Here is a 12,577-nt window from a genome sequence, read left to right as displayed (position 1 = left end):
TACAGGGAAAGGATGATTCTCGAAAACGTAAGTCTGGTCATCCATGAGCGGGAGATGATTGGTATCATCGGCCCAAACGGCGGCGGCAAGACCACCCTGCTCAAACTCATTCTTGGCCTGCTCAAACCGGACCAGGGCTCGATCATGGTCTTTGGCCAGCCACCGGAAAAAGTGGCCCACCGGATTGGCTATGTGCCGCAGCACATGCAGTTTGATGACCGTTTCCCGGTCTCGGTTCTTGACGTGGTACTCATGGGGCTGGCCGGCCGCAGCGGCCTGGGGCCCCTGCCCCGAAAAATGAAGAAAAAAGCCCTGCAGACCCTGGATCGGGTCGAACTGATTAAATATGCGCACCATCCTTTTGCCGATCTTTCCGGCGGCCAGCGCCAGCGGGTCCTCATCGCCAGGGCACTGGCCGGGGAGCCCGAGATGCTCCTTTTTGACGAACCCACGGCTAACGTGGACTCCAGGGCCGGGGAAAAACTCTACGCCATACTGCACCAGCTCAACCAGGAAATGACCATCCTGGTGGTGTCCCACGACATCGGCTTTGTCAACCAGCAGATAACCTCTGTGGTCTGTGTCAACCAGCAGGTCCAGATCCATCCGACCAGCGAACTGGCCGGCCACAACATCATTGATCTTTACGGACGGGATATGGCCTTGATCCGCCACGATCACCGCTGCTCGCCGGAGGGGCACTCATGCTCCAGTTCCTGAGAGACTTCCAGCAGTTCACCTTCCTCCAGCATGCCCTGCTGGCCGGCATGCTGGCCTCGGTTGCCTGCGGCATCATCGGCTCTTACGTTACGGTCCGGCGCATGACCTATGTCACCGGGGCCATTGCCCACTGCACGCTGGGAGGCATGGGTATTGCCCGCTACCTGCAGAAAACCCGGGACATCGACTGGTTCAGCCCGCTCCTGGGCGCCATTCTGGCTGCCCTTGCGGCGGCACTTACCATCTCCTTCCTGCAGCACCGGACAAGAGCACGCCAGGACAGTGTTCTGAGCGGTATCTGGGCCGTGGGAATGGCGATTGGCATCCTCTTTATCGCCCGGACACCAGGATACAACGAGGACCTGATGAGTTATCTCTTTGGAGACATTCTTATGGTTTCCAGCGCCGATCTGCTGCTGATCACCCTGCTCGACCTGCTGGTCCTGGGAACCATGTATCTCTGCTACCCGCGCCTGCTGGCCCTTGGTTTTGATGAGGAATTCGCCCGTCTCACCGGTGTCCTGGTCGAACGGTACAACACCCTGTTTCTCTGCCTGGTTGCCCTGACCGTGGTGCTTCTGGTTCAAGTGGTGGGTATCGTCCTGGTGGTGGCGCTCCTTGCCCTGCCGGCAGCAGCCGCCTCAAAGCTCACCTCCCGGTTACCGGCCATGATGCTTGTCAGCGTGTTTTTTTCCATGCTGGCCACCGGCGGGGGGCTGGCCCTGAGTTATGGACCGGACCTGCCCACCGGGGCCACCATCATTCTTGTCTGCGCGGCCATCTTTGCAACCAGTGGCCTCCTGAAGCGTCTAGGCCTCCGGCACGGCAAGCTCTCTGGATCTTTGCCTTGACGAAAATCCGCTTTTCAAATAAAGATGAATGTGGTTTTCCGCTTGACTTCTCAGAAGCGGAGAAACGGCCTGTGCCCGGACGAAACTTTTCGCTCGGAACCGCGGCTCTTTGAAAAAAGAGTTCAGCACCCGCCCGGACATGGGCATGATAATTTTCCTTTTCCGACAGAGGTACTTCCCATGGAAGAGACAAGCTGGATCACAAAAATCATTACCAACCCCTATGCCCTGGTGCCCACTCTGCTCCTGTTATTTGCGCTCTTCATGTGGCTGCGCGGTCAGCTGACCATCAGAAAATTGCACAGAGACATCAGGAAACTGCGCGAACACCTGCACACCAAGCTGGAAATCGACTCGGAAGAGATGGAGCGGCGCAAGAAAGAGATGGAGCGCCTCAAACAGGAAAGGGACAATCTCCGCAATATGGTCCAGGTCCTCAACCAGAAACCGGGCAAGCAGGAGATCCGCCAGGCCCATATCTACCAGAAGGCCATCGACATCATGTTCGAAAAGGCGCCCGGCTTTGCTCCGGCCTGGCAAATCACCCTGAAAGAAGCTGAAGAAGAGATGAAAAATGCCGAGAAAGGCATTATTCCCTTTTTCAAGCGATTCAAGGGTTCCACGAGCCTGACCGGTAGTGACTCAGACAGGGCCAGGGACAAGAAATCGACCCTTGAACTGGAAGACCCTGCATCTTCCTGAAAGTCCCCTGCCCAAAGGCCACTCTCCCACACCTGCCATGGACCCTGATGCTCAGCGACCCGGCATAGTTCCCGGTTCGGCCCTGATTCTTGTCGGCCCGCGCTACCCGGAAAACATTGGCGCTTCGGCACGGATTGCGTGCAATTTCGGTATCGAGCAGCTTATTGTTGTCAGCCGGGAAGAACCTGAGCAGGAACGGATGCTCAAGATGGCCACCCACAAGGCCGCCCATCTCATCCATTCCCTGCAACTTGCCAGAACCACTGCGGCCGCAGCCGAGCCATTCCAGTTCATCGTCGGGACCACCGCCCGCCAGGGCCGACATCGCGTGCTGGAAAAGACGCCCCGGGAGGTCATGGAAGAACTGGCACCCCTGGTCAGGGGCGGCAACCGCATAGCGCTTATGTTCGGGCCCGAGAACACCGGACTCACCAACGAGGACCTGGATCTCTGCCAGTTCCAGTCCACCATTCCCACTGTCAACTTCTCCTCCCTCAACCTAGCCCAGGCTGTGGCCATTCACTGCTACGAACTCTCCATGGCCCTGACCGGAACCATGAGCCATCCGCCTGCGGATGCCGAGTATGCCAACTCCTTTGAACTCGAGGGCATGTATGAGCATATCGAGGAAGCCCTGACCAGAATCACCTTTCTCCATGATACCAACCGTACCTACTGGATGCGCAACATCCGCCAGTTCCTGAGCCGGGTCAAACTCAAGAAAAAGGAGGCAAGCATGATCCGCGGCATCTGCCGCAAACTGCTCTGGCACGAAAAGGAATCAGTGAAATAACGGTTGAGATGAACACGCAACCTGACCAGGAGAAAGGTTGTCCCCTGTCCAAAAAAATATGTGATTACCATCAAAATTCAGAAAATGGCTGAGCCGGGAGATAATATCGCCATTCTCACGGAGACTGTGAAAAAAATGGCCTCTCATTGGTACTCCCTGACAAATAGTTTTTCCATGGCAAAGCGATGTTATCCTTTTCCGCACCGGTGCTGAGTTTCGGTGGTAATCAAAAAAAATATCTTTCTGAATGTTGATGACAATCACATAACCTAGAGCCCTTCCAGGGGACAGGTCGCACAGTTGGGCCTGGACTTCTTGCAAAATTCTTTTCCCACCCGTACCAGCAGGGCGTGATATTCGTTGAACAGCGCCACGTTTTCATCAAGGTTGTCCATGAACAGCTCCTGGAGCTCGTAATAGCCGAAACTTTCATCGACCACCTCATGCCGGGAAAGGATACGGTGGGTATAGGCGTCAACAACGAACACCGGCTGCCCGGCAGCATAGAGGACAATGGAATCCGCTGTTTCCGGACCGATACCTTTGACCGCGAGTAGTTCTTCCCGCAACTGTCCTCTGGGCAGAGAAAGAAAAGACTCCAGGTCTCCACCCCAGTTGTCCCTGATATGGGCAAACAGATTCTGCAGCCGCCCGGCCTTGATATTATAATATCCGGCCGGCCGGATATATGCGGCCAGACTTTCCCTGTCCAGGTTTGCCATGGCCTCAAAGCTCATCAGCCCGGCACCCTTGAGATTGGTGACAGCCTTTTCCACATTGTGCCAGCTGGTATTCTGAGTCAGCACCGCCCCCACCATGACCTCGAACGGAGTATCACCAGGCCACCAGTTCTGCGGGCCGAAATGGTCAAGAAGACGAGTATATATTTCCTCGAGAAGGCGGGCTGTCGTCATGCTTTAGGTCCTGTTTTTTCAACCGGGTTCAGTCTCCCAGACAGATACCGATTTCCCGGGCTGTCAGGACCTTGTCGCTCTCCAGGTCAACCATCTTACGGGAGCTGACCGCTTCGGCGAGGGGTACTGCTGACATGACCGGAGGTGTCCAGGCCACCATGTGATCAAAAGTACCGGCCTCAGCCATCCGAACAGAGGCCGCACCAAAACGAAGGGCGAGCAGCCGGTCAAAAGTGGTTGGCGAACCACCACGCTGCAGATGTCCAAGAACCAGGGATCTGGTATCCTTTCCCAGTTTTTCCCGAATCTGCCGGGCCACCCGTTCTCCGATCCCGCCCAACACTACCTCCTGGCGCCCAAGTTCCCCTTTTTCCTTGACGACAACCGTGCCGTCCTTGGCCTTGGCCCCCTCGGCCACAACAACAATGGAATAGTGTTTATCGTGGAGTTCGTTATCGGTTATCTTTTCGCAGACCCTATCGATATCAAAGGGAATCTCGGGGATAAGGATAACATCGGCTCCCCCGGAGATCCCAGAGTAGAGCGCGATCCAGCCCGACTCCCGCCCCATAACCTCTACCACCATAACCCGGTCATGGGATTTGGCTGTGGAATGGAGCTTGTCCAGGGCCTCGGTGGCGGTGGCCACCGCGGTATCAAAACCAAAGGTCCGGTCAGTAGCCTCAAGATCATTGTCGATGGTCTTTGGGACCCCGATGACCGGCATCCCCTTCTGGGCAAACCGGTGGGCTATCTCCAGACTGCCATCTCCTCCGACGGCAATGTGGCAATAGAATCCCATCCGTTTAAAGTTTTCCATCACCCGGTTGGAGACATCCACCACCTTAACCTCACCGGCGAGATTGGTAATCGGCATGGCAAAGGGATTTTCCTTATTGGTCGAGCCGAGAATGGTACCCCCGATGGGGGTAATACCCTCCACCTCCTTGGGGGTCAGGCGGACAAGGTCATCATAGTCAAGCAGGCCCCGGTAGCCGCTGCGGCTGCCGTAGACCTCCCACCCCCGCATGGAAGCCGACTTGACCACCGCATGGATAACAGCGTTGAGACCCGGTGCATCTCCTCCACCTGTGGAAATAACTATCTTGCGCATGCCTCCCCCTTGATGTTATGTGAAATATACCTGATACCGAATGGTTGTCTCAATTGTAGGAAGTAGCCCACCTTTTGGCAACCTCTTTTGCTACGCCAGGGCCCGTCCCCAAGGCAATCTTGCCCGCACAAAAACATTCCTGGAGGGAAAATTTCGTGGACCTCACCAGGGTACGGCAGGAATCATTTTCATTTACAGTTGACTTCCGGAGTGAAGTGACGTATCTTATACAGTCTAAAATAGAGACAACTACATCCTGAATCAGGATGCTGGAATTTTTCAATACTGCAAGGAGGATGTCATGCTCGAAGTGACAAGTTCTGCAATCCAGAACTTAAAAAATTATCTCTCACAAAACAACATTGACTCGGCGGTCCGGGTCGCCCTGATGCAGGGCGGCTGAGCCGGTCCCTCGCTGGGTCTGGCTCTGGATGAGCCTAAAGAAAACGATCAGAAGTTCGAAGAAGACGGTCTGACATTCCTTGTGGAACAGGGACTACTCTCTTCGTGTGGCAATATCAAGATCGACTTTATCGATGCCGGCTACCGCTCCGGATTCTCCATCACCTCGACCAACCCGGTAGGCGGTGGAGGAGGATGCAGCTCCGGCTCCTGCGGGTCAGGATCCTGCGGCTGATAACCCTGTCACAGCTCGTCAGCACAAGGCCCCTGCCGGAAACGGCAGGGGCCTTTTTTTATCTTTTGCGCTTAAACCAGTTTCACGGCCAACCAAGCAATTTTCCTGCCATATTCTTGACACCTCGAAAAACAGACTTATTTTCTCCTGTGAACAAAACTCGAACACACAAATCCTTGTTCTTAAACCTGATTCATGACGCAGACACATAAAGTGCCCGATATGTAAGAAACTATGAACAACGATACATGAAAAAAACGGGCAGCGCTGCCCAACATGGTTGAGAACAGGAGAGGAGGAAACATATGCAACTTGATAAATTTACCCTGAAATCCCAGGAGGCCATCCAGACGGCCCATACCCTGGCTCAGAACAACTCCAACCAGGAGCTCCAACCCGAGCACCTGCTCAAGGCAATCCTGGAACAGCCCGAAGGCGTGGTTGTACCGGTCCTGCAAAAAATGGGCATTGAGCCTTCCGTTGTCCTTGCGGAGGCCAACCAGCTGATCGAGGCCCTGCCCAGGGTGTCCGGCAGTGGTGCCGGACAGGTCTATGCTTCGTCTCAGTTCAAGAAACTGATGGACGAAGCGTTCAAGATCGCAACCAATATGCAGGATGAGTATGTCAGCCAGGAACACCTTTTCATGGCCATGCTTGCCGACTCTTCGCTTAAAGTGAACAATTCACTGGGTCGGCTCGGCGTAACCAGCGACGCCTTTCTCCAGGCCCTGACCACTGTCCGGGGCAGCCAGCGGGTCACCGACCCCTACCCCGAAGACAAATACCAGGCCCTGGAAAAATATGCCCGCAACCTCACCGACGCAGCCCGACAGGGCAAGCTGGATCCGGTCATCGGCCGGGACGAGGAAATCCGCCGGGTGATCCAGGTCCTCTCCCGCCGTACCAAGAACAACCCGGTCCTCATCGGCGAACCGGGCGTCGGTAAAACGGCCATTGTCGAGGGGCTGGCCCAGCGCATCGTCAATGGCGACATCCCGGCAACCCTGGAAGGCAAACAGGTTATTTCCCTGGATCTGGGCGCTCTTGTCGCTGGAGCCAAATATCGCGGTGAATTCGAAGACCGACTCAAGGCCGTCCTCAAGGAGGTGGAAGACAAAGCCGGTGAAATCATCCTCTTTATCGACGAGATCCACACCCTGGTCGGGGCGGGTGCTTCCGAAGGCTCCATGGACGCCTCCAACATGTTGAAACCGGCCCTGGCCCGGGGTGAGCTACACTGCGTCGGCGCCACCACCCTGGACGAGTACCGTAAATACATTGAAAAGGACGCCGCCCTGGAGCGGCGGTTCCAGCCGGTGCTTGTAGAGGAGCCAAGTGTAGAGGATGCCATTGCTATCCTGCGCGGGATCAAAGAAAAATACGAAGTGCACCATGGAGTCCGTATCCAGGATTCAGCAACCGTTGCCGCGGTGACACTCTCGCAACGCTATATTACAGACCGGTTCCTGCCTGACAAGGCCATTGATCTTATCGACGAGGCGGCCTCCCGACTCCGAATCGAGATCGACTCCATGCCGACGGAGATCGACGAGCTGGAGCGGAAAAAGATCAAGATGGAGATCGAGATCGAGGCCCTGAAAAAGGAAAAAGACGAGGCCTCAAGGGATCGTCTTGACAAACTGCACAAAGAGCTGGCCGAACTCAACGATCAGCTCAACGCCATGAAAGGCCAGTGGCAGCTGGAAAAAGACGTGATCCAGCGTATCCGGCAGATCAAGAGCCGGATCGACGAGGCCCACATGGAGGAGCAGCGGGCCGAGCGGGCCGGCGATCTGAGCAAGGTGGCCGAAATCCGCTATGGACGGATTGTCGAGCTGGAAAAACAACTGGAAGAGGAACAGAAAAGGCTGGCCGAGATCCAGCAGGACCATCCCATGCTCAAGGAAGAAGTGTCGGCGGAGGATGTCGCCGCCGTGGTGGCCAAGTGGACCGGCATTCCGGTGGACAGGCTCCTGGAAGGCGAGCGGGAAAAGCTTATCCACGCCGAAGAGGAGCTCTCCAAGCGGGTGATTGGCCAGAAAGAGGCCATCCGGGCGGTAGCCAACGCCATCCGGAGGGCCCGGGCCGGATTGCAGGATCCGGACCGGCCACTGGGCTCGTTCATCTTTCTTGGCCCCACCGGAGTGGGCAAGACCGAACTGGCCCGGAGCCTGGCCGACTTCCTCTTTGATTCAGAACACGCGATGATCCGTATCGACATGTCCGAATATATGGAGAAGCACTCGGTGGCCCGGCTCATCGGCGCCCCTCCCGGCTATGTGGGCTACGACGAGGGCGGTGCCCTGACCGAGGCGGTCCGGAGGCGTCCCTATTCCGTAGTCCTGTTCGACGAGATCGAGAAGGCACATCCGGATGTATTCAATGTCCTGCTCCAGGTCCTGGACGACGGTCGGATGACCGACGGCAAGGGACGGACCGTGGATTTCAAGAATACGATTCTGATCATGACCTCGAATCTGGGCAGCCACATCATCATGGAGCTCGGACAGACCGATCCGGAGGAGATGCACCGACAGATCGACGAGTTGCTCCACAAGCAGTTCAAGCCTGAATTTCTCAACCGAATCGACGAGATCATAACCTTCCACGGACTAACCAGGGAAGACCTGCTCCAGATCGTCGATATCCAGATCGGCCGGATGGCCAGGCGGCTGGCTGAGCACAAGTACACGATCACTCTCACCGACGAGGCCAAACAGTTCCTGGTTGAAGTGGGGTACGATCCATCCTTTGGTGCCCGGCCGCTCAAACGGGCGATCCAGCGCCATATCGAGGATCCGCTGGCCCTGGAGATCCTGGAAGGCCAGTTCAAGGAAGGCGACCATATCGTGGTCGACAAGGGCCTGAACAACAAACTGGTGTTCAGAAAACAGTAAAACACCATGCTGACAGAAGGCCCATTCCGGATGCTGCCGGGATGGGCCTTCTGTCTTTTCTGTCTCCGGCTCTGTCCGGCATGCCGTCACTCAGGCGGCCCGACGCGACTCCCTGCGCCCGAGAACCGGACGGATTCCCCATTCACCTTTGCACGAGGTTCCTGCCAGTGACAATCACCAGCTCTGCGGGAGCAGTACCTCCCGCCAACGCGGACCAGTGCGGCACTGCCGTAATTTCCCATGTCATGATGCCATACCACGCCAATCCTTCGGGCAATGTCAACGGCGGCGTCATCATGCAGCTCATCGACGACGCAGCCTTTGTCATCGCCACCCGCTATGCCCGGGCCAACGTGGTCACCGCGTCCATCGAACGGATCGACTTCCACCGGCCGGTCCATATTGGTGACCTGCTCACCCTCAAGGGCAGTATCAACATGACCCATCGTTCCTCCATGGAGATCGGAGTTCGGGTGGAAAGCGAGGACATGAGAACCGGTGTTATACGCCACATCGCCTCGGCCTACCTCACCTTTGTCGCTCTGGACGGCGACGGCCTCCCCACCCCCATCCCGGCCTACGAGCCCCGGGACCAAAACAGCCGCCGCCGCAACCGGGAAGCGCTGCAGCGCCGACAGGACAGGCTGCTCCGACAGCAACGTACGACATGAGGCGACTGCCGAAGTCTCCGGTTACATATTGCGCCTCAGGACGCCCGACGACAGATTTCCCTGGCCGGGATAAGTCCGGTGGCACTTGCCGAGACGATATTGCCGGCCACCCCAGGTCCATCGCCAGCCACAAAGAGATTCTCGATCCTGGTCTCCAATGGACCTGAGGTCTCGACCTGGGTCGCAAAAAATTTGATCTCCGGTGCATAGAGAAGGGTCTCGTCATTGGCCACCCCGGGGACTACCCGATTGAGTTTGGTCAACCCCTCCACCAGGTTGGTCAAAATCCGTTCCGGCAGGGCCATGGCAATATCACCACAAACGACCTTGTCCAGGGTCGGAGTGATGTACCCCTTGCGGATCCGATGCCAGGTACTGCGCCGTCCCCGCCGCAGGTCACCAAACCGCTGCAGAATCGGCCTGCCACCGCCGATCAGTGTTGCCAGTTGGCCTATGGATTCTCCGTAGGCCTGGTTGTCGGTTACCGGTTCGGTGAGCACCACCTTGGAAAGAAAGGCAAAGTTGGTGTTTTCCGATTTTTTGTCCTGGAGGGCATGCCCGTTGACACAGACAAACCGCCTGTAGTTTTCCAGGGCCACAAACCCTCCGAAATTTGTACAGAAGGTTCTGGTCTGGTCGTCATATTTATTGGTCTGGATAAAAAAGGTGGGATCATAAATTGTTTCGCAGAGATCCTGCATAATATCATTGTGCACCTCGACCCGGACCCCCACCTCGATGCCGCGCTGGTGCAGCCCCAGGCCGTAGCGCTCCGCCACCTGTCCCATCCAGTCGGCCCCTCCGCGGCCTGGGGCCAGAATGACAAATCTGGCCCGATACTCCCCACGATCGGTGACCACGCCCTGCACCCGGCCATCCTGGACAATAATGTCCCTGGCATATTCCAAGGTATGGAGTTCCACCCCCCGGGAAGTAATATAATCGGCCATGGTGGTGATGTAGCCTGGCAACCTGTCGCTGCCAAGATGCTTTTGCCGGATGAGCAGCAGATCAATACCATGCCGCTTGGCCTCCTTCCGGATATTCCTGGCTGCCTGCATATCCGTGGGATAGACCACCCCATCCATACCGAAACGATTGAAGATCGACTCTGTTTCATTGATGAGAGTGCGGGCCTCGGCCACCGGCATGAACTGGGTCAGATCGGTCTTACCCAGTTTATGGATATAGTTGAGCTTACCGTCTGAAAAAAGACCAGCCCCACCGACCCCGCAGAGAATGTTACAGGGCCTGCATTCCTGACAGAGACGGTTGTCAGTGATGGGACAGGTTCGCTTGAGAGGCCCCTTGCCCTTTTCCAGCAGCAGGACCCTGAGGCTGGTATGTTCACACAAGTAGAAAGCGGAAAAAAGACCGGCTGGTCCGGCTCCGACAATGATGACATCATACTGTGTTGCAGACTGCGGTAATCCCTTTGATTTCTGCATGGTATTCTCCCGGTTCCATGAAATACAAGCACAGGCTCTGCCCGGATCTGTCCGGGCATACTGAAGCTCTCCAGGCCGCTCACCAAGAAAAAGACGGCCAAGCCACGCTACAGCGTTGTAAACGCATACAGAAGCCCTGGCAACCACAAGTTGCAATAGTTGTCTTTTTCTGCCGCTGTGCTATAACGGCCTCAGAACTACGATATCCTGCAACGGGACAAGATATCGTCCCGCAGACCTGAACAACCCGCCTGGAGATATGTCATGAGCAGCGATATAGAAGACCTGAGCATCAACTACGAAGAAGACGGCACCCTGATCGTCAAAGAACTGGACAAAGAGATTCTTTCCAAAGGTGCCTGGACAACCATTTTATTCCGGTATCAGGATTTCAACCGCAGCAAGGGAGAATATGGCCCGGACAAGTTCACCATCCGACGCTACCAGAAGAGGGACGGCAAGTATATTCCCAAATCAAAGTTCAATATCTCCAGTCCGGCTCAGGCCGAAAAAATTGTCAAAACGCTCAGCAGGTGGCTGGATGATGACTGAAAGATGACCAGGGAAAAATGTATTTCCCTACTGCTGACATAGAGGTACATCCCTGGCTCCCCCCCCTGGTCGCCTTCGTGATTTCCCTTTTCACCTCCATGGGAGGGGTATCAGGAGCCTTCCTGCTCCTGCCCTTCCAGGTATCGGTGCTTCATTTCGACTCTCCAGCGGTCAGCGCCACCAATCATATCTTCAACATCGTCGCCATTCCAAGCGGTGTTTATCGCTATGTCAGGGAAGGACGAATGGTCTGGCCTCTTACCTGGGCTGTAGTCATCGGCACATTGCCCGGAGTGATAGCCGGCGCCTTCATCAGGATCAAATACCTTCCGGACCCGGCAATGTTCAAACGATTCGCAGCCCTGGTTCTGCTGTACATTGCGATGCGCCTGTTCCGGGACATCTGGAACAAAAAGGACAAAAAATCGACTGAAGTTTCCATGAAAGGCGAGGACGTGGTCAGCGAACCTGCCATAAACCTGAGGTCGATCTCCTATATATATAAAGGATCGAGGTACCGCGTATCCACTGCCAGCATCATGACATTGAGCCTGATTGTCGGCATAATCGGCGGTGTCTACGGCATCGGTGGCGGGGCGATAATCGCTCCCTTTTTTGTCTCTTTTTTCGGCCTGCCGGTTTACACGGTTGCCGGAGCAGCCCTGATGGGTACTCTCTTGACCTCGGTGGCAGGAGTAACGATCTTTGAAATCCTGGCCCCGGTCTATCCGGACATGGCTGTAGCTCCAGACTGGAAGCTCGGAATGCTCTTCGGACTGGGTGGTTTTGTCGGAATGTACTGCGGTGCCAGGCTGCAACGATTTGTTCCCGCCAGGCTGATCAAGATCATTCTTGCCTTATGCATCCTTTTTACCTCTGGTCGCTACCTTGGCCTTTTTTAACTAATTTCCGGCAAGATAACGGAACAAAAACTTTTCATGAAACCACGCGAAAAAGAAGAAAAAGAAAAACCTCAACATTTGCTGTTGACAGGGTCCCTCAACCCATGTATCTTCTCGCCTCGTTGCTGCGGATGACTTCGCAGGCAACAAAAAAAGCTTCGACCAAGAGCTTTTTTGATTGACACAACAAAAAAAGCTCTTTATAGTATCTGCCGCTGCAAGCAAAAAGTGGCAAACCACTTGACCACTTGGTCAAGCGGGATTGATCTTTGAAAACTGAACAGCATTCAAGCGGGCCGAAACGAACCTGACCGGTGAGAGCTGGTTAGGCTTTTTTGTTGAAGTCCAATCCTTGAAATCAATTCATGTGATTGGT

At 55.5% G+C, this 12,577-nt stretch carries 12 protein-coding genes; 9 read left to right on the top strand and 3 right to left on the bottom strand.

Features of this window, described 5'->3' with window-relative positions; translation table 11 throughout:
* Positions 1 to 12: 12 nt before the first annotated feature.
* The 4 genes from ACXJJY_RS11130 to ACXJJY_RS11115 all read left to right on the top strand — a co-directional run bounded on the left by ACXJJY_RS11130 (position 13) and on the right by ACXJJY_RS11115 (position 3,066).
* Positions 13 to 720, top strand: a complete 708-nt coding sequence (locus ACXJJY_RS11130) for a metal ABC transporter ATP-binding protein (RefSeq protein ID WP_456387814.1) — start codon at positions 13 to 15, stop codon at positions 718 to 720.
* A complete protein-coding gene (locus ACXJJY_RS11125; protein ID WP_456387757.1) occupies positions 705 to 1,571 on the top strand; it encodes a metal ABC transporter permease in 867 nt (288 codons plus the stop codon). Before ACXJJY_RS11130 ends, ACXJJY_RS11125 begins: the two co-directional genes overlap by 16 nt.
* A gap of 180 nt (positions 1,572 to 1,751) precedes the next feature.
* Positions 1,752 to 2,273 (top strand): hypothetical protein, encoded by a 522-nt coding sequence (locus ACXJJY_RS11120; protein ID WP_456387755.1) that lies wholly within the window; start codon positions 1,752 to 1,754, stop codon positions 2,271 to 2,273.
* Positions 2,245 to 3,066: an RNA methyltransferase gene (locus tag ACXJJY_RS11115; protein ID WP_456387753.1), complete on the top strand. Its 822-nt coding sequence runs from the start codon at positions 2,245 to 2,247 to the stop codon at positions 3,064 to 3,066. Before ACXJJY_RS11120 ends, ACXJJY_RS11115 begins: the two co-directional genes overlap by 29 nt.
* Before the next feature lie 269 nt (positions 3,067 to 3,335).
* On the opposite strand, the gene ACXJJY_RS11110 is transcribed toward ACXJJY_RS11115, so the two are convergent.
* Both ACXJJY_RS11110 and ACXJJY_RS11105 read right to left on the bottom strand, forming a co-directional pair.
* The gene (locus tag ACXJJY_RS11110; protein ID WP_456387751.1) at positions 3,336 to 3,980 is read right to left on the bottom strand and encodes an endonuclease III domain-containing protein; all 645 of its coding nucleotides are present in this window, start codon (positions 3,978 to 3,980) and stop codon (positions 3,336 to 3,338) included.
* Between the two features lie 28 nt (positions 3,981 to 4,008).
* The gene (locus tag ACXJJY_RS11105) at positions 4,009 to 5,094 is read right to left on the bottom strand and encodes a 6-phosphofructokinase (protein ID WP_456387749.1); all 1,086 of its coding nucleotides are present in this window, start codon (positions 5,092 to 5,094) and stop codon (positions 4,009 to 4,011) included.
* Between the two features lie 301 nt (positions 5,095 to 5,395).
* On the opposite strand from ACXJJY_RS11105, the gene ACXJJY_RS11100 reads away from it, so the two are divergent.
* The 3 genes from ACXJJY_RS11100 (at position 5,396) to ACXJJY_RS11090 (ending at position 9,299) form a co-directional block, all read left to right on the top strand.
* A complete protein-coding gene (locus ACXJJY_RS11100) occupies positions 5,396 to 5,731 on the top strand; it encodes an IscA/HesB family protein (protein ID WP_326491555.1) in 336 nt (111 codons plus the stop codon).
* 305 nt (positions 5,732 to 6,036) lie between these two features.
* Positions 6,037 to 8,628 (top strand): ATP-dependent chaperone ClpB, encoded by a 2,592-nt coding sequence (gene clpB, locus ACXJJY_RS11095; protein ID WP_456387747.1) that lies wholly within the window; start codon positions 6,037 to 6,039, stop codon positions 8,626 to 8,628.
* Between the two features lie 167 nt (positions 8,629 to 8,795).
* Positions 8,796 to 9,299: an acyl-CoA thioesterase gene (locus ACXJJY_RS11090; RefSeq protein WP_456387745.1), complete on the top strand. Its 504-nt coding sequence runs from the start codon at positions 8,796 to 8,798 to the stop codon at positions 9,297 to 9,299.
* Positions 9,300 to 9,334: 35 nt separating this feature from the next.
* Here the strand turns inward: ACXJJY_RS11090 and ACXJJY_RS11085 are convergent, their stop codons facing one another.
* On the bottom strand, positions 9,335 to 10,747 hold the full coding sequence (locus ACXJJY_RS11085; protein WP_456387743.1) for an NAD(P)/FAD-dependent oxidoreductase: 1,413 nt from the start codon (positions 10,745 to 10,747) through the stop codon (positions 9,335 to 9,337).
* 264 nt (positions 10,748 to 11,011) lie between these two features.
* Here ACXJJY_RS11085 and ACXJJY_RS11080 point away from each other — a divergent pair, with 264 nt between their 5' ends.
* Both ACXJJY_RS11080 and ACXJJY_RS11075 read left to right on the top strand, forming a co-directional pair.
* A complete protein-coding gene (locus ACXJJY_RS11080; protein ID WP_456387741.1) occupies positions 11,012 to 11,299 on the top strand; it encodes a hypothetical protein in 288 nt (95 codons plus the stop codon).
* A gap of 17 nt (positions 11,300 to 11,316) precedes the next feature.
* Positions 11,317 to 12,201: a sulfite exporter TauE/SafE family protein gene (locus tag ACXJJY_RS11075; protein WP_456387739.1), complete on the top strand. Its 885-nt coding sequence runs from the start codon at positions 11,317 to 11,319 to the stop codon at positions 12,199 to 12,201.
* Positions 12,202 to 12,577: the final 376 nt, after the last annotated feature.

This window comes from Desulfolithobacter sp. (assembly GCF_054025815.1).
This window is presented reverse-complemented; position numbering and strand designations above follow the sequence as displayed.